This window comes from Achromobacter sp. Bel, assembly GCF_012928505.1.
GTDB lineage: Bacteria > Pseudomonadota > Gammaproteobacteria > Burkholderiales > Burkholderiaceae_B > Achromobacter.
The window spans coordinates 15,605-36,819 of the sequence record NZ_JABBJN010000058.1 but is presented as its reverse complement, the minus strand read 5'-3'; the positions used below and the strand labels follow the sequence as shown (position 1 = coordinate 36,819).

Genomic DNA, 21,215 nt, shown 5'->3' with positions numbered 1-21,215 from the left:
TGGCGGCGTCGGTGTGCAGGGCCGCCAGGATGCGGACCACCCCGGCGCCATGGCCGGCCAACGGCTCGCCCGTCAATGCCTGCTGCCCTTCAAACCGGGGGATGGCCCAGGCGACAGCCCGGTCGATCAGCGCCATGCCGTCGGCGTCCAGGCCCGCCCCTACCTCCTGCCGCCAGGAAGCGTCGAAAGGCGAAGGCGCGTCGGGAACAGGCGGGGCGGACATGAAGGGCGTCGTGCGTGGCGGGTTGATATCCCGACACTCTACACTAGGGCCTGTTAGCACTAAAAGGAGCCTCGCACAGGCCGGCTATCGGCCTGCCCGAAGGGTGAGCACCCAAATGAGCGCCTCTCGGCGTTGCGAATGCTCGCCGTTAGGGCCTGTTAACACTGAATGCTCCGCCGCCTCCCGGTATATAGAAGGAACCGAAGCTTATGTTGCGCTGGCTCAAGGGCCGGGGCGCCCGCCCGTCAGAGGTCGCCCAGATGCAGGCCCGGATCTCGCCCGAACTCTGGCGGCAGGTGCTGAATGCCTACCCTTTCCTGGCGGCGTTGAACGCCGACGAAACCGCCCAGTTGCTGGCGCGGTCGGCCTGGCTGCTGGCCAGCAAGACCATCAATGGCGCACAGGGCCTGGAGGTCTCGGACTTCATGCGCCTGTCCATCGCGGCGCAAGCCTGCCTGCCCATCCTGAACCTGGCGCCCGAGCTCTATGAAGGCTGGGACGAGATCATCGTGTACCCCGCCAGCTTCCGCATTCCCCGTTCGCGCCAGGACGACGACGGCGTGGTCCATGAATACATCGAGGACGCGGCTGGCGAAGCCTGGGAAGGCGGCCCGCTTGTGCTGTCCTGGGAAGACACGCAACTGTCCGAAGGCGGCTTCAACGTGGTCATCCATGAATTCGCCCACAAGCTGGACCTGCGCTCGGGCTTTGCCGACGGCATGCCGTCGCTGTCCGCGCACCCGGATCTGAAGCCGAAGGTCTGGCGGCAAGTGCTGGACGACAGCCTGGATCGATTCATCGCCGCGCTGGACGCGGTCGAGGCGGCCATCCCGCACGACGTGGACCCGGAAAGCGAGGAAGCAGACGCCTGGTACGGCCAACTGCCGATGGACCCCTACGCGGCCACCGACGAGGCGGAGTTCTTCGCCGTCAGCTCGGAGCACTTCTTCGTGGACCCCGCCCCCATGCAGCAGGCCCTGCCCGAATGGTATGGCTTGCTGCGGGCGTACTACCGGCAGGACACCCTGGAGCGCTACGCATGAAGCAACTGCTGATCGTCTGGCATTCGCGCACGGGCGCGGCCCGGCAGATGGCCGAGGCCGCCGCCCGGGGCGCCGTAGCGGCTGCCACGCAGTTGGAGCAGGCCGACGCGCTGCACGTCGTGCTGCGGCGCGCCTCGGAGGTCGACGCCGACATCCTGCTGGCAAGCCAGGGCTACCTGTTCTGCGCGCCGGAGAACCTGGCCAGCCTGAGCGGAGAAATGAAGGAATGCTTCGACCGCAACTACTACGCCGTGCTCGACCGGATCCAGGGGCTGCCCTACGGTTGCGCCATCAGTGCGGGCAGCGACGGCTCGGGCGCGGCGCGGCAGGTTGAACGGATTTGCACCGGCTGGCGGCTGAAGGCGGTGGCGCCGGCGCTGATCGTCAACATGGGGGCGCAGACGGCCGAACAGATTTGGGCGGAAAAGACGGTGCGCGAGGGGGACCTGACCAGGTGCGAGGAATTGGGGGGGGTGCTGGCCGGAATCGTGCTGATGGGGGGATGAGGGTTGCGCGCGAAAAGAAAAAGCCCTTCGGCATGCCGAAGGGCTTTTTGCTTACCGGCGGATATCGCTTAGACGGCGGCCGTCACGACGATCTCGACCTTGAAGTCGGAGTTGGCCAAGCGGGCTTCGACCGTGGCGCGCGGAGGCGAATTGCCGTCGGCGACCCACGCGTCCCAGGCCTTGTTCATGCCGTCGAATTCCTTCATGTTGGCCACGTAGATCTGGGCCATCAGGATCTTGGTCTTGTCGGTGCCGGCTTCGGCCAGCAGGCGATCGATCGTCGCCAGCACTTGCTCGGTCTGGCCGGTGATGTCCAGCTTGGCATCGTCAGGCACCTGGCCTGCCAGGTACGCGACGCCGTTGTACACGGCCATGTCCGACAGGCGCTTGGCGACGTGGAAGCGCTTGATGCTGCTCATGAATATTCCCCTAGAGTCGAGTTGGGTGAGTGGATCAATACAAGGAAACCAGCAATTTACCCCGAGCCGCCCTCAGGCGGGGGGCAGCTGGAATACCTGGCGCAGATACGCCAGGTAGGCGGGATCGTCGCACATGGTCTTTTCAGGCGCGTCGGACACTTTGGCCACGGGCTGGCCATTGCAGCGGACCATCTTCATGACGATCTGCAGCGGTTCATGGCCGAGGTCGTTGGTAAGGTTGGTGCCGATGCCGAACGACACCTTGCAACGCCCGGCAAACTGGCGGGCCAGTTCGATGGCGCGCGGGAACGTCAGCGAATCCGAGAACACCAGGGTCTTGGCGCGGGGGTCCACGCGATTCTTCCGGTAGTGTTCCAGCAGGCGCTCGCCCCAGACGAAGGGATCGCCGGAGTCATGGCGCGCGCCGTCGAAGAGCTTGCAGAAATACATGTCGAAGTCGCGCAGGAAGGCATCCATGCCGTAGACATCCGACAACGCGATGCCCAGGTCGCCGCGGTATTCCTTGGCCCAGACTTCCAGCGCGTACACCTGCGAATCGCGCAGGCGCGGGCCCAGCGCCTGGCAGGCCTGCAGGTATTCATGGCCCATCGTGCCCAGCGGCAGCACTTCGTGCTGCTTGGCCAGCAGCACATTGCTGGTGCCGGCAAAGTGCGGCCCCATCTGCGCCTTCATGGTGGACACGACTTCCTGGTGCCAGACTTTCGAGAAGCGGCGTCGCGTGCCGTATTCGGCCACGCGGAAATCGGCCAGCGCGGGGTCGTCCAGCACCAGGTGCATCTTGGACTGCAAGCGCTGGCGACCTTCTTCCCAGTCGGGATTCTTGCGCGTATTGCGGAAATAGACTTCGTTGACGATGGCCAGCACCGGGATCTCGAACAGGATCGTGTGCAGCCACGGGCCCTTGACCTCGATCGAGATCTCGCCGGGCGCGTCGCCTTCGCTGATGTGGATGCAACGCTCGGGCATATGGAACAGCCCAAGGAAATCAACGAAGTCGCTTTTGATGAAACGCAAGCCGCCCAGGTAATCCAGTTCGTCCTGGGTGAAGCGCAACTGGCACAATTGGTGCACTTCTTCGCGGATTTCATCCAGATAGGGGCGCAAGTCGGCGCCCACGGTGCGGCACTTGTAACGGTACTCGACCTGTGCAGCGGGGAATTGATGCAGCACCACTTGCATCATGCTGAATTTGTACAGATCGGTGTCGAGCAGCGAAGTGATTATCATGATTGCGCGTATCGTTTCGCGACACCATAGCATAGAGGACACAGGGTTCAGGGCGATGGGCCACGATGTCAATACGGGTATTACCGGCACATCCCGCCCGCATTGGGTAAAATCCGGCCAACAAGACACAAAAGCCGCCGATCCCGGAGTTCCTGAATGACCCACGTTGTCACCGAAAACTGTATTAAGTGCAAGTACACCGATTGCGTTGATGTGTGCCCGGTGGACTGTTTTCGTGAGGGTCCGAACTTCCTCGTGATCGATCCGGACGAATGCATCGACTGCGCCGTCTGCATCCCGGAATGCCCGGCCAATGCGATCTACGCCGAAGAAGACGTGCCGCAGGACCAACTGAATTTCATCGCGCTGAACGCCGAACTCTCCCCCGAGTTCGGCAGCATCAGCCGCGCCAAGAAGCCCCTGCCGGACGCCGACGACTGGAACGGCAAGCAGGACAAGCTGCAATACCTGGAAAAATAATCCGCGACCGCCGGCTGCCGCCCGGTGGCCGGCATCGTGCGATGCCCCGATGACCGACGACTCCAAATACACGCGCCAGACCGTAACCCAGATCCATACCTGGGTGCCCGACAAGCTGTTCTCCGTACGCGTGACCCGCGACGACGCGTATACGTTCCTGCCGGGCCAGTTTGCCCGGGTCGGTCTGCCCGGGGCAGACGCGCCCGATGGCCCGCCCACCCTGTGGCGCGCCTATTCCATGGTGTCGGCTCCACACGAGTCCGGGCTGGAGTTCTATTCCATCGTCGTCCCCGACGGCCTGTTCAGCCCACGCATGGCGCAATTGCGCCCGGGCGACGCGCTGTACGTGGAAAAAGCGCCCTACGGCTTCCTGACGCTGGAGCGCTTCGCCCCGGGGGGCGACCTCTGGCTGCTGGCCTCCGGCACCGGCCTGTCGGCCTACCTGTCCATCCTGCGCGACCCGGCCACCTGGCGCGCCTACCGCCGCATCATTCTGGTGCACGGCGTACGCACCGCGGCGGAGCTGGCCTACCGCGAAGAGATCGAATCCTGGGGTAAGCGGCCCGAGCTGGCCGACCTGTTCGCGGCCGACCCGCAAAAGCTCGTCTACCTGCCGATCGCCACTCGCGAGCCCCTGCCCGGCATGCCGCAGGCGCGCCTGACCACGCTGATCGCGGACGGCCGGCTGGAGCAATTGGCCGGGCTGCCGCTGGATCCCGAGCACGCCAAGATCATGCTTTGCGGTAACCCCGAGATGCTGGCGGACGCCCGCAAGCTGCTGGGCGAACGCGGATTCAAGCCGGGCCGCCGGGGCATTCCCGGCAACCTGGCGGTTGAGAATTACTGGTGATCCCGCACGGCCGGGCTTAGTGCACATATCCTCCGTTTGGTCTCTGGGCAGGGCAAAAAAACGCCCTAAACTGGTGCTTAATGGGATGGCGGGTCTCTTTTTAGCAACAGAATCCCGGTTTTTGCCGCAGTTTCTTTAGGCTGATTGGATATATCTTTAGTCCTCGGCGCAATAATCGGGGCACACGCACGACCCAGAAGGACTTCCCCCAAATGCTGTACCAATTGCACGAAATGCAGCGCGCCTTCCTGACTCCGTTCGCTGCATTCACGGATGCCGGTTCCCAGCTGTTCTCCAGCCCCTACAGTCCCCTCGCCTACACCCCGATCTCCCGCCAGCTGGCTGCCGGGTACGAGTTGATGACGCGGATCGGCAAGGAATATCAGAAGCCCGCCTGGAATCTTCCCGAGACCCAGATCAACGGCAAGTCCGTACGCGTCACCGAAACCCTGGCGCGGGACAAGCCCTTCTGCCGCCTGGTGCACTTTCACCGCGACGTGCGCGCCGCCGGCCGCGACGACCCCAAGGTCCTGCTGGTCGCTCCGCTGTCGGGCCACCACGCCACGCTGCTACGCGACACCGTGCGCGCGCTGCTGCCCAACCATGACGTATACGTCACGGACTGGGTCGATGCCCGGATGGTGCCCCTGTCGGCCGGCCCCTTCCATCTGAACGACTACGTGCGCTATGTGCAGGACTTCATCCGGCACCTGGGCCCGGACGTGCACGTGATCTCGGTCTGCCAACCCACCGTGCCGGTGCTGGCCGCCGTGTCGCTGATGGCCACCGCCAACGATCCCTGCCAACCGCGTAGCATGGTGATGATGGGCGGTCCCATCGATCCGCGCCAGTCGCCCACGCAGGTGAACCGCCTGGCCACCACCAAACCCTATTCGTGGTTTGAAAGCCAAGTGATCCACCCGGTGCCGCCCCGCTATCCGGGCGCCGGCCGCAAGGTCTACCCAGGCTTCCTGCAGCATGCCGGGTTCATGGCCATGAACCCCGACCGCCACATGAAGTCGCACTACGAGTTCTACCTGGACTTGCTGCGCGGCGACGACAGCGACGCCGAAGCGCATCGCCGCTTCTACGACGAATACAACGCCGTGCTGGACATGCCGGCCGAGTTTTACCTGGACACGATTCGCATGGTGTTCCAGGACTTCGCGCTGCCCAGCGGCACGTGGGAAGTGGACGGCCAGACCGTGCGCCCGGCCGATATCAAGCAGGTCGCCCTGTTCACCGTCGAAGGCGAGCTGGACGATATTTCGGGGCAGGGCCAAACGCGGGCGGCCATCAAGCTGTGCAAGAACATTCCGGCCGAACGCAAGACGCACTACACCGCGCCCAACTGCGGCCACTACGGGATTTTCTCGGGCCGCCGGTGGCGCGAAATGATCTGTCCTAAAATTGCCGAATTCATCCGGCAATCGGCTTGACGACGGCATAGCGCCGTCCGGCAGGTGACGCGCGGGCCCGGCCCGCGCGCCCCTCAAGCCAGATCCGTATTCCACGGGGCCCGAGTGGCCCCTTTTTCTTTTATTGGCCTTACATGTCCTGTCGCTCACTTGCCGACCGCATCGACGCCTTGCTGCCCCAGACGCAATGCACCAAGTGCGGCTATGACGGCTGCCGGCCCTATGCCGACGCCATCGCCGAGGGTGCAGCCCCGATCAACCGCTGCCCGCCCGGCGGCGACGAAGGCATCGCCGCGCTTGCCGCGCTGCTGCAGACCCCTGTCCTGCCGTTGGACCTGGAACGCGGCGAACCCGGCCCGCTGCTGGTCGCGTGCATCGACGAATCCCATTGCATCGGCTGTACGCTGTGCATTCAGGCCTGTCCGGTCGATGCGATCGTGGGCGCCAACAAGCACATGCACACGGTGCTGGCCGACTGGTGCACCGGCTGCGACCTGTGCGTGGCGCCCTGTCCGGTCGATTGCATCCAGATGGTGCCCGCAGGGCGCATCTGGAGCGCGCAGGACGCCGCGGTCAGCCGACAGCGCCATCGCAGCCACCTGGCGCGCACCGAACGCCTGGCGGCTGACAACGCGCGCCTGATGGCGCCGGAGGCTCCCGCTCAGCCGGCTCCTCTTCAGGCCGCTGCCTCCCCCGGCGTGACGCCCGCCTCCGCCGACGCGCAAAGCGAAGACCGCAAGCGCTCCGCCATTGAATCCGCGCTGGCCCGCGCCCGGGCCCGCCGCAATCCGACGCAGTCATGAACGCAGCCAAACGCCGTGAGATCTTCGCCCGCCTGCAGGCGGCCAACCCCCATCCCACCACCGAACTGGAATACGACACCCCGTTCCAATTGCTGATCGCGGTGCTGCTATCGGCGCAAGCGACCGACAAGTCGGTCAACATCGCCACGCGCAAGTTCTTCCCGCAGTACGGCACGCCCCAGGCCCTGCTGGACCTGGGCGAAGAAGGCCTGTCCGACTACATCAAGACGATCGGCCTGTTCCGCACCAAGGCCAAGAACACGATCGCGACCTGCCGGATCCTGATCGAGCACCACGGCGGCGAGGTGCCGCAAACCCGCGAGGCGCTGGAATCGCTGCCGGGCGTGGGCCGCAAGACGGCCAACGTGGTGCTGAACACCGCCTTCGGCCAACCCACCATGGCCGTGGACACGCACATCTTCCGCGTCTCTAACCGCACCGGCATCGCACCCGGCAAGAACGTGCTGGAAGTTGAAGAAAAACTGGTGAAGTTCGTGCCGCGCGAGTACATGCAGGACGCGCATCACTGGCTGATTCTGCTGGGCCGCTATGTCTGCGTGGCGCGCAAACCGAAATGCCCGCAATGCGGCATATCCGACCTGTGCGAATTCAAACCGAAAACGCCTGCGTGAATCCCGCATTCTGAACATTGCGTAATTATTTCATCACGCGAAAAACCGGGTTTTCCCTGGCGGGAATTGCATAACGCGTTGACAACGATCAACGCGGATTTGCTGCAACGCATTGGATAAGCAAAAGGGTTTTCCCGCCCTGCCCGGCCGGTATTGTCGGCTTGTTGACAATTCAACATGCCGCACTGCAAAACCTATGTAAAACCCTCATGGAATTTTGATAAAGAGGTCCGCATACTCGCCGGCAACTCATCGGAAATCAGCGAACAATCGCTGGATTTCACGACCCCGCGGGGGCCTGGCGCAATGACGGCAGGTTGAGACCATAAAAATCAACGCCGGTGCAGCGGACATGGATGACACAATCCTGGAGACAAAAGGCCTCACCAAGGAGTTCCGCGGATTCGTCGCGGTCAATGGGGTCGATTTGCGTATCAAGCGGGGCGAGATTCATGCCTTGATCGGGCCTAACGGCGCGGGCAAGACCACTTGCTTCAACCTGCTTACCAAGTTCTTATCTCCCACTTCGGGAACGATCAAGTTCAACGGCATCGACATCACCGGCGATCGCCCCGCGCAGATCGCGCGGCGCGGCGTGATCCGCTCGTTCCAGATTTCGGCGGTGTTTCCTCACCTGACCGTGCTTGAAAACGTGCGGATCGGCTTGCAGCGCAAGACCGGCCTGTCGTTCCATTTCTGGCAAAGCGACAAGCGCCTGGCTGCGCTGAACGAGCCCGCCCGCGCGCTGCTTGAACAGGTGGACCTGGGCGCCTTCGCCAACGAGACCACGGTGAACCTGCCGTACGGCCGCAAGCGCGCGCTGGAGATCGCCACGACACTGGCGATGGAACCCGAACTCATGCTGCTGGACGAGCCCACGCAGGGCATGGGCCACGAAGACGTGGACCGCGTCACGCAGCTGATCAAGCGCGTCAGCGCCGGGCGCACGATCCTGATGGTCGAACACAATATGAACGTCGTCTCCTCCATCGCCAACACCATCACGGTGCTGGCGCGCGGCTCGGTGCTGGCCGAGGGAACGTACGCCGAAGTCTCGCGCCATCCGGCCGTGATGCAAGCCTACATGGGCACCACCGACGGCGAACTTCAAGGAGCGCACGCATGAGCACCCCGGCACTGGAAATTTCAGGCTTGCAAGCCTGGTACGGGGAATCGCATATCCTGCACGGCGTGGATATGCGCGTGGGGCAAGGCGAGGTCGTCACGCTGCTGGGCCGCAATGGCGCCGGCCGCACCACCACGCTGCGGGCCATTCTTGGCCTGACGGGATCGCGCAAGGGGTCAGTGCGCATCCACGGCACCGAGGCCATCGACCTGCCCACCTACAAGATCGCCCACCTGGGCGTGGGCTATTGCCCCGAAGAACGCGGCATCTTCGCCAGCCTGTCTTGCGAAGAAAACCTGTTGCTGCCTCCGGTCGTGGGCTCGTTGGGCGGCGGCATGTCGCTGGCTGAGATCTACGACATGTTCCCCAACCTGCAAGAGCGCCGACATTCGCCCGGCACGCGCTTGTCGGGGGGCGAACAGCAAATGCTGGCGGTGGCGCGCATCCTGCGCACCGGCGCCAACCTGCTGCTGCTGGACGAAATCTCCGAAGGCCTGGCGCCGGTCATCGTGCAGGCGCTCGCCCGCATGATCACGACGCTCAAGCAGCGCGGCTACACCATCGTCATGGTGGAGCAGAACTTCCGCTTCGCCGCTCCGCTGGCCGACCGCTTCTATGTAATGGAGCATGGCCAGATCGTCGAGCATTTCGAAGCGGCTGAGCTTTCAGAAAAACAGGACACGCTCAACGAATTGCTGGGCGTCTAAAACAACCTGTCATCCGCCGGATCCCCGGCAACACTACACCGTAGGGAAGAGGAGTCATCCCATGAAGCTGCACACTATCACTGCTGCACTGGCCATGGCGGGCCTGGGATTTGCAGGGGCAACCGCCCACGCGCAAGGTATCTCCGACGATGTCATCCGCATCGGCTTCATCACCGACATGTCGGGTGTGTATTCCGACATCGACGGCAAGGCCGGTCTGGACGCGATCCGCATGGCGATCGAAGACGCCGGCGGCTCGATCAACGGCAAGAAAATCGAAGTGGTCTCGGCCGATCACCAGAACAAGGCCGACGTCGCGTCGGCCCGCGTGCGCGAATGGTTCGACGAACAAAAGGTCGATGTCATTATCGCCGGCACGAACTCGTCGACCAGCCTGGCCATGGCCGGCGTGGCCGCAGCCAAGAAGAAGCCCTTCATGGCAATCGGCGCGGGCGCTTCGGACCTGACCAACGCGCAATGCTCGCCCTACACCGTGCACTATGCCTACGATACCGTGGCCCTGGCGCGCGGTACCGGTTCCGCCGTGGTAAAGGACGGCGGCAAGAGCTGGTTCTTCCTGACCGCCGACTACGCCTTCGGCCATGCGCTGGAGCGCGACACCATGGCTGTCGTCAAGGCCGCGGGCGGCGACGTGAAAGGCCAGGTGCGGGCGCCGCTGGGCGCTTCGGACTTCTCGTCCTTCTTGCTGCAAGCGCAAGCCTCCAAGGCGCAGATCCTGGGTCTGGCCAACGCAGGCGGCGACACCATCAACGCGATCAAAGCCGCCAATGAATTCGGCGTGACCAAGACCATGAAGATGGCGGGTCTGCTGGTCTTCATCAACGATGTGCACGCGCTGGGCCTGCAGGCCACGCAGGGCATGTACTTGACCGACGGCTGGTACTGGGACCAATCCGACGCTTCGCGCGCCTGGTCCAAGAAGTTCGAAGCCAAGGTCGGCCGCAAGCCGTCCATGCTGCAGGCGGGCGACTATTCCGCGCTTACCTTCTATCTGAACGCGGTCAAGGCTACTGGCACGGACGACGGCGATGCCGTGATGAAGTGGATGAAGTCCAACAAGGTCAACGACTTCTTCGCCCAGGGCGGCTACGTGCGCGAAGACGGCCGCATGATCCACGACATGTACCTGATGCAGGTCAAGACCCCGGCCGAATCCAAGGGCCCGTGGGACTACTACAAGGTCGTGGCGACGCTGCCCGGCGACGAGGTCTACACCAAGTTGTCCGAGTCCACCTGCAAGCTGGTCAAGAAGTAATCCACCGGCTCATGTGACCCCGAGGTGCGGCCAGGCGCAAGCCGCCGCGGCCGCACCTTGAATTTGCTCGCTTCCATTCGTACGCGCAGGATTTTCACAAGATGACTGACCTTTTCGGCATCCCTATACAGGCCTTGTTCGGCCAGCTATTACTGGGCCTGGTCAACGGTTCCTTCTATGCCATGTTGTCGCTCGGGCTTGCCGTTATCTTCGGGCTGCTGAACGTCATCAACTTCGCGCACGGCGCGCTTTACATGCTGGGCGCGTTCATCGCCTGGATGGGGCTGTCGTACCTGGGGTTGAACTACTGGATCATGCTCGTCCTGGCGCCGTTGGTCGTCGGGCTGTTCGGCATCCTTATCGAGAAGCTGCTGCTCAAGCACCTGTACAAGCTTGACCACTTGTATGGCCTGCTGCTGACTTTCGGGCTGACGCTGCTGATCGAGGGACTGTTCCGCAGCTTCTATGGCGTGTCGGGCCAACCCTATCCCACGCCCGACGCCTTGCGCGGCGCGACCAACCTGGGCTTCATGATCCTGCCGAACTACCGGGGCTGGGTCGTGGCGGCGTCGCTGGTCGTGTGCCTGGCGACCTGGTTCGTGATTGAACGCACCCGTCTGGGCGCCCTGCTGCGCGCCGGCACCGAAAACCCGCGCCTGGTCGAGGCCTTCGGCGTGAACGTACCGCGCATGATCACGCTGACCTACGGCTTCGGCGTGGCGCTGGCGGGCTTTGCCGGCGTGCTGGCCGCGCCCGTCCTGCAGATTTCCCCGCTGATGGGGTCCAACCTCATCATCGTCGTGTTCGCCGTGGTCGTGATCGGGGGCATGGGGTCCATCATGGGCGCCATCGTGACCGGTCTGGGCCTGGGCGTGATTGAAGGACTGACCAAGGTGTTCTGGCCCGAAGCCTCCAGCACCGTCGTGTTCATCATCATGGCCATCGTTCTGTTGATCCGCCCGGCCGGGCTGTTCGGAAAAGAAAAATGAATCGTCAATTCCTGGGCTATGCCGTCCTGGCCGTCGTGGTGGCCGCTCTACCCTTTCTGGGGGTGTATCCGATCTTCGCCATGAAGATCATGTGCTACGCGCTTTTCGCCTGCGCGTTCAACCTGCTGCTGGGCTTTACCGGGCTGCTGTCCTTCGGCCACGCCGCCTTCCTGGGCAGCGCGGCGTACGCCGCCGGCCATGCGATGAAGGTCTGGGGCCTGCCCACCGAAATCGGCCTGCTGTTCGGCGTGGGCGTGGCGGCGCTGCTGGGCCTGGCGATGGGCGCCATCGCCATCCGGCGCAGCGGCATCTACTTTGCGATGATCACGCTGGCGCTGTCGCAGATGGTGTTCTTCTTCTTCCTGCAGGCCAAGTTCACGGGCGGCGAGGACGGCCTGCAAAGCGTGCCGCGCGGCACCTTGCTGGGGCTGGTTGACCTGTCCAAGGACATCAACCTGTACTACCTGGTGATGGCGATCTTCATCATCGGCTACTTCATCATCTGGCGCACGGTGAACTCGCCCTTCGGGCAAGTGCTGCAGGCGCTGCGCGAAAACGAGCCGCGCGCCATTTCGCTGGGCTACGACGTGGACCGGTTCAAGCTGCTGGCCTTCGTGCTGTCGGCCGCGCTGGCTGGCCTGGCCGGCGCCACCAAGACGCTGGTGTTCGTGTCGGCCACGCTGTCGGATGCCACCTGGCAGATGTCCGGGCTGGTCATCCTGATGACGCTGATCGGCGGGCTGGGCACCTTGACCGGGCCGATCCTGGGCGCTTTCATCGTGGTGCTGCTGGAAAACAAGGTGGGCGACTTCGGCCAGATGATGGCCAGCCTGACCGGCGTGGACTGGTTCCTGCGCCTGGGTGAATCCGTCACCATCGTGATCGGCCTGATCTTCGTGATCTGCGTGCTGGCCTTCCGCCGCGGCATCGTGGGCGAAGTCGGCGCCTTCATCGACCGCCGGCGCGCCGCCCGCGCCTGACCGGCAAACGCCTGCCACCCAAACGGGGACCCGAACGGGGCCGCACCATGCGGCCCCGTTCGCTTTTGGCCAGGGCCAAGCCCCCGTACAATAAAACGCACCCAATCGAACAGGTGCCTGACTATGCGCAACCCGCATCCGCTCGCCCCCGTCTGCGGCGCCCTGGCGCTGTCCGCGGCCCTCCTGGCTCCGGCCGTCCAAGCTGCCTCCCCCGACACCCCCGCCACGGCCGCCACCTGCGAAGTCGACCGCCCGATCCGGTTCAGCGGACTGAACTGGGAATCCAACCTGGTGCTGGCGGGCATTGAACGCTATGTGCTGGAACACGGCTACGGCTGCAAGACCACCGTGGAAATCGGCGAAACGCTGCCCATGCTGGCGGCGCTTCAACGCGGCGACGTGGACGTGACGCCTGAAGTATGGCCGGGCCAGATCGAAGGCGCCTGGAAAAAGGCGCTGGCCAGCGGCAAAGTACTGGGCGTGGGCCACGTGTACGACGCCGGCGAAGGCTGGTACGTGCCCCGCTACACCGTCGAACGCCATCCGGACCTGAAGGCGGCGTCCGACCTGGCGCGCTACAAGAAGGTGTTCACCGACCCCGAAGACCCCGGGCGCGGCCGCATCTACGGCTGCCCCGCCGGCTGGGCTTGCGGCACCCTGAACGACAACCTGCTACGCGCCTTGAAGCTGGACAAGGACTACTCGCTGTTCGCGCCCGGCTCGGGCGCCGCGCAGAAAGCCGCCATTGTGTCGGCCTACAAGCGCAAGCGCGACATCGTCTTCTACTACTGGACGCCGACATCGCTGGTGGGCGCGCTGGATCTGGTGAAGCTGGATCTGCCCGCCTTCAACCAAACCGCCTACACCTGCATGACCGATCCCAAATGCGCCGATCCGGTCGCCACCGAGTTCAAGCCCAACCCCGTCGTCACGGGCGTGAACGCGGCGTTTGCCAAAGACGCACCCAAGATCACCGAATTCCTGGGCAAGCTGACGGTGCCGGACGACGCCATCAACGCCACCTTGGGCTGGCTCGAAAACGAAGGCAAGGAACCCGAGGACGCGGCGCGCTATTTCCTGAAGCAGTACGGCCCCGTCTGGCGGCAATGGATGCCGGCGGACGCCGCCGATCGCGTGCAGGCGGCGCTGGCGCGCGAGTGATGGCCGAACCCCATCGCCGGCTCATGTATCCTGGCGTTTCGGCGCCGAAGAAGCGCCTACCCGATTCAAGTAAAGGAAGATGAACATGGATGCCCTGTATTGGCACGACGGCCACTGGACCACCGATAATCCCAAACTGCTCGGCCCCGCCGACCACGCGTTCTGGATGGCCAGCATGGTCTTCGACGGCGCCCGCGCGTTCCGCGGCCTGACGCCGGACCTGGACCTGCATTGTCAGCGCGTCGTGCGCTCGGCTGAAAAGATGTTGATGAAGCCGCAGATCAGCTGGGAAGCGATCCAGACGCTGTGCCTGGAAGCCGTGGCCAAGTTCCCCGCCGGCACCGAGCTCTACATCAAGCCGATGTTCTATTGCGCCGACGGGTTCCTGCTGCCCGACGCGGACAAGACCCAATTCGTCCTGCACGTGTTCAAGGTGCCGATGCCAGGCGAGCAAGGCTTCTCGGCCTGCTTCTCCAGTTATGCGCGTTCCTGGCCGAACATGGCGCCCACCGACGCCAAGGCGTCGTGCCTGTATCCCAATGGCCAGCGCGCCATCCGCGAAGCCGCGGAAAAGGGTTTCGACAACGCCATCATGCTGGACGGCGCGGGCAACATCGCCGAATTCGCCACCAGCAACCTGTGGATCGCCAAAGACGGCGTCGTGTCCACGCCCGTGGACAACGGCACCTTCCTGAACGGCATCACGCGCCGCCGTGTGCTGGCGCTGCTGAAGGCCGACGGCGTCGAAGTGCAAGAACGCAGCCTGACCCGCGCCGATGTCGAAGACGCCGACGAAGTGTTCTCGTCCGGCAACTACGGCAAGGTGGTCCACGTGAATCGCGTGGAAGGCCGCGCGCTGGAATACGGCCCGCTGGCGCGCCGCGCCCACAAACTGTACATGGAGTACGCGGAGAGCACCGGCAGCCGCTAAGCCGGCGCCGCCCTCCCCTCCCGCCCCCCCCGACGCTGCCCGCCCCCTCGCGGGCAGCGTCGTATTCAAGCGATGCCCGACAATGCAGACACGACGCGACTTCCTGCGCAACAGCGCAACCCTGGCAGGCGCCGGCAGTGCGCTGGCGCTGCTGCCGGCGTCCATCCGCCGCGCGCTGGCCATTCCCGCCAACCACCGCACCGGCACGATCCGCGATGTCGAACACATCGTGATCTTCATGCAGGAGAACCGGTCGTTCGACCATTATTTTGGCGGACTGGCGGGCGTGCGCGGCTTTGGCGACCGCTTCCCCATCCCGGTGCCGGACAGCCCCGACGCCCGCCACCGCACGGTTTGGGCGCAGTACAACGACAAGCCCGACGAAGGCGCCCCGCGCACCGTGCTGCCCTATCACCTGGACACGCGCGAAGCCTTCGAGACCTTGCGCATCGCCAGCACGCCGCACACCTGGTCCAACGCGCAGGATGCCTGGGAAGCCGGCCGCATGGGCCGCTGGCCCGCGGCCAAGAAGAACCATTCGATGGCGTACTACACCGAGGGCGACATGCCGTTCCAGTACGCCATGGCGCGCGCTTTCACGGTCTGCGACGCCTACCACTGTTCGTTCACCGGCGGCACCAACACCAACCGGCTGTTCGTCTGGAGCGGCACGAACGACGGCGCGGGACGCGGCAACGGCCCGGCGCTGGGCAACGTCTACAACAAGCTCAAGGGCGGGGACCCCGCGCGCGCCTACACCTGGACCACCTATCCGGAACGGCTGGAAGCCGCGGGCGTCAGCTGGCGCATCTACCAGGACATGGCGGACAACTATTCGCTGAACCCCACCGCCGGGTTCAAAGCCTATCGCGATGCCTACCACGGGGTGCCGGGATCGCTTGCCGCGCTGAAGGAAAAGGCGCTGACGACTCGTAGCCTGGACCGGCTGCGCCAGGATGTGCTGGACGGCACGTTGCCGCAGGTGTCGTGGATCTGCGCCACCAAGGCGGGATCCGAACATCCCAGCCCGTCCAGCCCCGCGCAAGGCGCGGATTACACGGCCCGCGTCCTGGACGCGCTGACCGCCAATCCCGAGGTCTGGAGCAAGACCGTCCTGCTGCTGATGTTCGACGAGAACGACGGCTTTTTCGATCACATGCCGCCGCCCGCCCCCCCGTCGCGCGACGCCACGGGCGCACTGGCCGGCGCGTCCACCGTGGACACCCGCGGCGAATACCACGAACTCATCACCGGGGTTGAAAAGGACGACACGCCGGCGCATCTGCACGGCGTCTACGGGCTGGGGCCACGCGTGCCCATGTACGTGCTGTCGCCCTGGACCAAGGGCGGCTGGGTCAATTCGCAAGTGTTCGACCACACGTCGGTGCTGCGTTTCGTCGAGCAGCGTTTCGGCGTGGCCGAACCGAATATCTCGCCCTGGCGACGCGCCGTCTGCGGCGACCTGACGTCGATCTTCGATTTCGCCAACCCCGACGGCGCCGACCTGCTGCGTGATTTTCCCGCCACGGCCGAACGGGCCGCGCAGGCCTCCGCCCTGCCCGGCACGGTAACGCCCCCCGCACCGGCGCAACCGGCCTTGGCTCGCCAGCAAGCCGGCACGCGCCCCTCCCGCGCGCTGCCTTATGCGCTGCATACTCACGCCCGGACGGACGGCGACCGCGTCACGCTGCAATTCGAGAACGTCGGCGCGGCCGCCGCGGTACTGCATGTCTACGACCGGCTGCACCTGGACCGCGGCCCGCGCCGCTACACCGTGGAAGCGGGCAAGCGGCTGGAAGGTGAATGGCTGACGGCCGGCGATGACGGCCGCTACGACCTGTGGGTGTTGGGGCCGAACGGGTTCCACCGCCATTGCACGGGACGCGCGGTGGCCGGGGCGGTGCCGCCCTTGGACGTCACCGCCGCCTATGCCGGCCCCGGCGCGTCTCTGCGGCTGACGGTGCATAACCCCGGCCCCGAACCGCGCACGTTCCGTGTCGACGCCAATGCCTACCGCCACCCGCCACAAACCGGCGCCGCATTGGCGCCTGGCGAATCCGTCGAACTGTCGTGGGACATGACCCGCACGGGCGGCTGGTATGACGTCACCGTGCATATCCCCGACGACCCCGCCTGTACGCGCCGGCTGGCCGGACGCATCGAAACCGGCGACCCTTCCACGTCCGACCCTGAAATGGGCCAGGAGCTGAACCTGCAATGGACACCCCAAGCATGAAACCACCCGCCCCATACGAAAACGCCGTGACATTCCAGTTCGGCGACTCGCCCGAGCTGGCCGACGAACTGCTGGCCCTGGTGCTGACTGGCGCCAAGACGGCAACCTGCGGCGCCCTGCATCACTTCAACGACAAGGAACCCGTGCCCGAGGCCGGGCGGCGCGACGTGGTGCTGGACGGCAAGGGCCGGCCGGCTTGCGTCATTGAGACCACCAGCGTGCTGATCCAGCGCTTTGACCAGGTGGACGAAGCGTTCGCGCTGGCCGAGGGCGAAGGCCCCTACGATGTCTGGCGGGACGCGCACATCGCCTACTTCGAGCGCAACGGCGGCTATGCGCCGGGCATGATGCTGGCCTGCGAACGCTTCCGCGTGGTCGAGGTATTCGACAGATGAAAAAAAGCCGGGCACCTATCGGTGTCCGGCTCTTTTAGGAACGGCGTCGAGTTCCGCTCAGTCTTTTTCCGCGCCCTTGCCCAGGCCCAGATAGCTTTCGATAACCTTCGGGTCGCCGGCCAGTTCGCGCGCCGGGCCGTGCAGGATCACTTCGCCGGTTTCCAGCACGTAACCGTAGTCCGCCACTTGCAGGGCCGCGCGGGCGTTCTGCTCGACCAGCAGGATCGCCACGCCGGTTTCGCGCAGGCGCGCGATGATGTGGAAGATCTCGCGCACGATGCGCGGCGCCAGGCCGAGGCTGGGTTCGTCCAGCATCAGCAGCGTGGGCTTGGCCATCAGCGCGCGGCCGACCGCCAGCATCTGGCGTTCGCCGCCGGACAAGGTGCCGGCCTGTTGGGCGCGGCGTTCACGCAGCCGCGGAAACAGGTCGAACACTTCGTTCAGCGTGTCGCGCCAGCCGGCCTCGCGCGCCCGGTAGCGGCGAAAGCCTCCCAGCAGCAGGTTGTCTTCCACGGACATGGTGCCGAACAGTTCGCGGCGCTCGGGCACCAGCGACATGCCCGCCGCCACGCGGCGTTCCACCTGCCAGCCGGACACGTCGGCGCCCGCGTACTGCACGGTGCCTGCCGAATGGCCGGTCTGCGGCAGCGAACCCATCACGGCGTTCAGCATGGTGGATTTGCCGGCGCCGTTGGCGCCGATCACGGTCACGATGCTGCCGGCGGGCACGGTCAGGGTGGCGCCCACCAGCGCGCCGACCTTGCCGTAGCGGGCCGACAAATTGCTGACTTCCAGGACGGGGGATTGCGTGGCGCTCATTGCACACCTCCGGCCGACACGGGCTTGGCCTGATCCGCTTCAGGCAGGTCGTCGTCGATGCCGCCCAGGTAGGCTTCCAGCACCGCCGGGTTCTTTTGCACATCCGCCGGCACGCCTTCGGCCAGCTTGGTGCCGAAATCCATCACCACGAGGTGGTTGGTCAGGCGCATCACAAAATCCATATCGTGTTCGACAAGCAGAATGCTCATGCCTTCCGCGCGCAACTGTTCCAGCACGCGCGCCAGATCCTGCTTTTCCTTGTAGCGCAGGCCCGCGGCGGGTTCGTCCAGCAGCAGCAGCACGGGATCGGACGCCAGGGCGCGCGCGATTTCCAGGATGCGTTGCTGGCCCAGCGCCAGGTTGCCCGCCTGTTCATACAGGTATTCGCCCAGGCCCACGCGCTTGATCTGCTGGGCGGCCTCGTGCAGCAACTGCGCCTCGCGGGCCCGGTCCGAATGCAAGGCGCCCGCCAGCACGCCGACGTCGGAGCGCAAGTGCGCGCCCAGCGCCACGTTTTCCAGCACCGTCATGCCGGGCAGCAATTGCACGTGCTGGAAGGTGCGGCCGACGCCCAGCTTGGCGATCTCGCGCGCCGAGCGGTTGTCGATGCGCTGGCCCATGAACGTGACCTTGCCGCGCGTCACCGGCAGCACGCCGCTGATCAGGTTGAAGGTCGTGCTCTTGCCGGCGCCGTTGGGCCCGATCAGGCCCATGATTTCGCCCGAACTGACCTTGAAGGTGATGTCGTTGACCGCGACCAGGCCGCCGAATTCCTTGCGAATGGCGTCCACTTCCAGCACCACCTGCCCCGCCTGCGGACGCTCGCGCGTCGGCAAGGCGGGCGCGGGGGCCGGCGGCGCCAGGTTGCGGCGCGAACCGTCGGCGCCGGTGATGCTGCCCCACCAGCCCGACAGGATCGGCCACAGGCCGTTGCGGGCGTATTGCAGCATCAGGATCAGCAGCACGCCGAAAACGATCATCTCGAAGTTGGCGTTGGTGTCCAGCAGCTTGGGCAGCAGATTCTGCAATTGGTCCTTCAGTACCAGGATGACACTGGAACCGAGCAAGGCGCCCCAGACGTAACCCGCGCCGCCCACCACCGCCATGAACAGATATTCAATGCCGTAGTTCAGGCCGAAGGGACTGGGGCTCACGGCGCGCTGCATGTGCGCATAGAGCCAACCCGAGATGCAGGCCAGCAACGCCGCCCAGACGAAGATCACGACCTTGTATGCGGCCGTGTTCACGCCCATGGATTCGGCCATGCCGGCACCGCTTTTCAGCGCGCGGATGGCGCGGCCAGGACGCGAATTCAGCAGATTGCGCGTTGCCCACAGCGCCAGCAGGACGAACACCCAGATCAGGTAATAAATGTGCCGGCCGCTGGCCAGCGAAATACCGAACACGCTGAGAGGCTCGATGCCGGCGATGCCGTCGTGCTTGCCCAGCCAATCGATATTGCCGAACAGGAAATACAGCGACAGGCCCCAGGCGATGGTGCCCAACGGCAGATAGTGGCCCGACAGGCGCAAGGTGATCGCGCCCAGCAGATACGCCACCACGGCGGTAATGACCAGACCGACGGGCAGCGCCAACCAGGGCGATACGTCGTACTGCGTGGTCAGGAAGGCGGTGGTATAGGCGCCCAGGCCGACGAACGCCGCCTGGCCGAACGACGTCAGGCCGCCCACGCCGGTCAACAGCACCAGCCCCAGCACGACCAGGCTGGCCAGGCCGATGTAATTGAGTTGCGTCACCCAGAATTCAGGCGTGACCGGCACCAATGGCAGGCCCACCAGGACGACGATGAATACGGCAAGCAAAATGCGGTTCATGACGTTTATTCCTCTTCGTCCACGTGATGGGTACTGAACGAACGCCAGACCAGAACCGGGATAATCAGGGTAAAGACAATCACTTCCTTATAGGCGCTGGCCCAAAAGGACGAGAACGACTCCAGCACGCCGACCAGCAGCGAACCCGCCGCGGCGATGGGGTAGCTGGCCAGGCCGCCGATGATGGCGCCCACGAAGCCCTTCAAGCCGATGAGAAAACCCGTGTCGTAGTAGACGGTGGTAATGGGCGCGATCAGCATGCCGGACATGGCGCCGATACCCACCGCCAGCGTGAACGTCAGGCTGCCGGACATCGTGGTGCTGATGCCGACCAGCCGCGCGCCGCGGCGGTTGACGGCGGTGGCGCGCAGCGCGCGGCCATACAGCGTCTTGCCGAAAAACAGCCACAGGGCCACGATCAGCAGCGCGCAGGTCGCCACCACGAACAGGCTTTGCGCGGACCAGACCATGAAGCCCAGATCCACCTGGCCGCTGACGAATGCCGGCGTGCGCCAGCCTTCGGCGCCAAAGAACACCAGCGCCAATCCCATCAAGGCGAAGTGCACGGCCACGGAGACGATCAGCAGCACCAGCACGGTGGCTTCGGCCAACGGCTGGTAAACAATACGGTAAACCAGGGGGCCCATCGGGATCACCAGCAACAGCGTCAGCAGCATGTTCAGCCACAGCGAGTTGTCGGGTCCGATGTAGCTCTTGGTCAGCCACAGCAGGGCCAGCGGCAGGACGACACAGGTGACCACGGATTTGGGCAGGCTGGCGAAACTGCGGGTGCGCACGGCGCGCAGCAGTTCAAGCGCCAGGCACACGGCGCCCAGCAGCGGCAGCAGATAGGCGGTGCCGGGCACCTTGCCGTCCACCAGCATGGCGAGCGTCAAGGCGCCAAACGCCACGAACTCGCCCTGGGGAATGAAAATGACGCGCGTAACGGCGAAAACCAGCACCAGAGCCATGCCCAACAGGGCATAGATAGCGCCGTTGACGACACCGTCTTGCAGCAGGATCAGCGCAATTGAGGAATCCATCGAACAACTACCTTGTGATTTCTTGCTGATACGACACACCGGCCGGAAAGGCCGGTGCGAAGCATTGCTCGGGTGCCGCAAGGCAAGCGCCAGCG

Annotated in this window: 21 protein-coding genes and 1 pseudogene; 16 read left to right on the top strand and 6 right to left on the bottom strand. The window is 64.8% G+C overall.

The genetic code is table 11. The features are described from left to right. Positions 1-223: pseudogene (locus tag HG262_RS25920) on the bottom strand (GTP pyrophosphokinase); the annotation flags it as partial. 209 nt (positions 224-432) lie between these two features. Here HG262_RS25920 and HG262_RS25915 point away from each other — a divergent pair. Both HG262_RS25915 and HG262_RS25910 read left to right on the top strand, forming a co-directional pair. After that, positions 433-1,266: a M90 family metallopeptidase gene (locus HG262_RS25915; RefSeq protein WP_169273745.1), complete on the top strand. Its 834-nt coding sequence runs from the start codon at positions 433-435 to the stop codon at positions 1,264-1,266. Further along, on the top strand, positions 1,263-1,772 hold the full coding sequence (locus tag HG262_RS25910) for a flavodoxin family protein (protein WP_169273744.1): 510 nt from the start codon (positions 1,263-1,265) through the stop codon (positions 1,770-1,772). The genes HG262_RS25915 and HG262_RS25910 overlap by 4 nt, the downstream gene beginning before the upstream one ends. Before the next feature lie 68 nt (positions 1,773-1,840). On the opposite strand, the gene HG262_RS25905 is transcribed toward HG262_RS25910, so the two are convergent. Together HG262_RS25905 and pncB are read right to left on the bottom strand one after the other, a co-directional pair. Continuing rightward, positions 1,841-2,191, bottom strand: coding sequence for a RidA family protein (locus HG262_RS25905; protein WP_169273743.1), 351 nt, complete (start codon positions 2,189-2,191; stop codon positions 1,841-1,843). Between the two features lie 72 nt (positions 2,192-2,263). Beyond that, positions 2,264-3,439: a nicotinate phosphoribosyltransferase gene (gene pncB / locus HG262_RS25900; protein WP_006223802.1), complete on the bottom strand. Its 1,176-nt coding sequence runs from the start codon at positions 3,437-3,439 to the stop codon at positions 2,264-2,266. Between the two features lie 156 nt (positions 3,440-3,595). Between pncB and fdxA the strand changes: the two genes are divergently transcribed. The 14 genes from fdxA to HG262_RS25830 all read left to right on the top strand — a co-directional run bounded on the left by fdxA (position 3,596) and on the right by HG262_RS25830 (position 17,423). Next, entirely contained in the window at positions 3,596-3,919 is a 324-nt protein-coding gene (gene fdxA, locus HG262_RS25895) for a ferredoxin FdxA (protein ID WP_169273742.1), read from the top strand. 49 nt (positions 3,920-3,968) lie between these two features. Beyond that, the gene (locus HG262_RS25890) at positions 3,969-4,769 is read left to right on the top strand and encodes a ferredoxin--NADP reductase (protein WP_169273741.1); all 801 of its coding nucleotides are present in this window, start codon (positions 3,969-3,971) and stop codon (positions 4,767-4,769) included. Between the two features lie 212 nt (positions 4,770-4,981). Further along, positions 4,982-6,208 carry a polyhydroxyalkanoate depolymerase gene (gene phaZ, locus HG262_RS25885; RefSeq protein WP_169273740.1) on the top strand — a complete coding sequence of 409 codons (1,227 nt, stop codon included), beginning with the start codon at positions 4,982-4,984 and terminating at the stop codon, positions 6,206-6,208. Positions 6,209-6,321: 113 nt separating this feature from the next. Next, positions 6,322-6,990 carry an electron transport complex subunit RsxB gene (gene rsxB, locus HG262_RS25880; protein WP_169273739.1) on the top strand — a complete coding sequence of 223 codons (669 nt, stop codon included), beginning with the start codon at positions 6,322-6,324 and terminating at the stop codon, positions 6,988-6,990. Further along, positions 6,987-7,622, top strand: coding sequence for an endonuclease III (nth, locus tag HG262_RS25875; RefSeq protein ID WP_169273738.1), 636 nt, complete (start codon positions 6,987-6,989; stop codon positions 7,620-7,622). Before rsxB ends, nth begins: the two co-directional genes overlap by 4 nt. 352 nt (positions 7,623-7,974) lie before the next feature. After that, positions 7,975-8,748, top strand: a complete 774-nt coding sequence (locus HG262_RS25870) for an ABC transporter ATP-binding protein (RefSeq protein ID WP_006223797.1) — start codon at positions 7,975-7,977, stop codon at positions 8,746-8,748. Further along, complete coding sequence (locus tag HG262_RS25865) at positions 8,745-9,455, top strand: ABC transporter ATP-binding protein (RefSeq protein WP_169273737.1); 711 nt, start codon at positions 8,745-8,747, stop codon at positions 9,453-9,455. Before HG262_RS25870 ends, HG262_RS25865 begins: the two co-directional genes overlap by 4 nt. A 61-nt stretch (positions 9,456-9,516) precedes the next feature. After that, positions 9,517-10,731 (top strand): ABC transporter substrate-binding protein, encoded by a 1,215-nt coding sequence (locus tag HG262_RS25860; protein WP_169273736.1) that lies wholly within the window; start codon positions 9,517-9,519, stop codon positions 10,729-10,731. 101 nt (positions 10,732-10,832) lie between these two features. Further along, a complete protein-coding gene (locus tag HG262_RS25855) occupies positions 10,833-11,720 on the top strand; it encodes a branched-chain amino acid ABC transporter permease (RefSeq protein ID WP_169273735.1) in 888 nt (295 codons plus the stop codon). Continuing rightward, positions 11,717-12,700 carry a branched-chain amino acid ABC transporter permease gene (locus tag HG262_RS25850; protein ID WP_169273734.1) on the top strand — a complete coding sequence of 328 codons (984 nt, stop codon included), beginning with the start codon at positions 11,717-11,719 and terminating at the stop codon, positions 12,698-12,700. Before HG262_RS25855 ends, HG262_RS25850 begins: the two co-directional genes overlap by 4 nt. 123 nt (positions 12,701-12,823) lie before the next feature. After that, positions 12,824-13,861: an ABC transporter substrate-binding protein gene (locus tag HG262_RS25845; protein WP_169273733.1), complete on the top strand. Its 1,038-nt coding sequence runs from the start codon at positions 12,824-12,826 to the stop codon at positions 13,859-13,861. Positions 13,862-13,946: 85 nt separating this feature from the next. Continuing rightward, the gene (locus HG262_RS25840; protein WP_169273732.1) at positions 13,947-14,792 is read left to right on the top strand and encodes a branched-chain amino acid aminotransferase; all 846 of its coding nucleotides are present in this window, start codon (positions 13,947-13,949) and stop codon (positions 14,790-14,792) included. Positions 14,793-14,874: 82 nt separating this feature from the next. Next, a complete protein-coding gene (locus HG262_RS25835; RefSeq protein ID WP_169273731.1) occupies positions 14,875-17,028 on the top strand; it encodes a phospholipase C, phosphocholine-specific in 2,154 nt (717 codons plus the stop codon). Next, positions 17,025-17,423, top strand: coding sequence for an ASCH domain-containing protein (locus tag HG262_RS25830; protein ID WP_169273730.1), 399 nt, complete (start codon positions 17,025-17,027; stop codon positions 17,421-17,423). The genes HG262_RS25835 and HG262_RS25830 overlap by 4 nt, the downstream gene beginning before the upstream one ends. A 57-nt stretch (positions 17,424-17,480) precedes the next feature. Here HG262_RS25830 and HG262_RS25825 read toward each other — a convergent pair whose 3' ends face one another. The 3 genes from HG262_RS25825 to HG262_RS25815 are packed head-to-tail and all read right to left on the bottom strand — an operon-like array spanning position 17,481 to position 21,120. Continuing rightward, entirely contained in the window at positions 17,481-18,242 is a 762-nt protein-coding gene (locus HG262_RS25825; RefSeq protein WP_169273729.1) for an ABC transporter ATP-binding protein, read from the bottom strand. Then, a complete protein-coding gene (locus HG262_RS25820) occupies positions 18,239-20,077 on the bottom strand; it encodes a branched-chain amino acid ABC transporter ATP-binding protein/permease (protein ID WP_169273728.1) in 1,839 nt (612 codons plus the stop codon). Before HG262_RS25820 ends, HG262_RS25825 begins: the two co-directional genes overlap by 4 nt. A gap of 5 nt (positions 20,078-20,082) precedes the next feature. Next, the gene (locus tag HG262_RS25815) at positions 20,083-21,120 is read right to left on the bottom strand and encodes a branched-chain amino acid ABC transporter permease (RefSeq protein WP_169273727.1); all 1,038 of its coding nucleotides are present in this window, start codon (positions 21,118-21,120) and stop codon (positions 20,083-20,085) included. Positions 21,121-21,215: the final 95 nt, after the last annotated feature.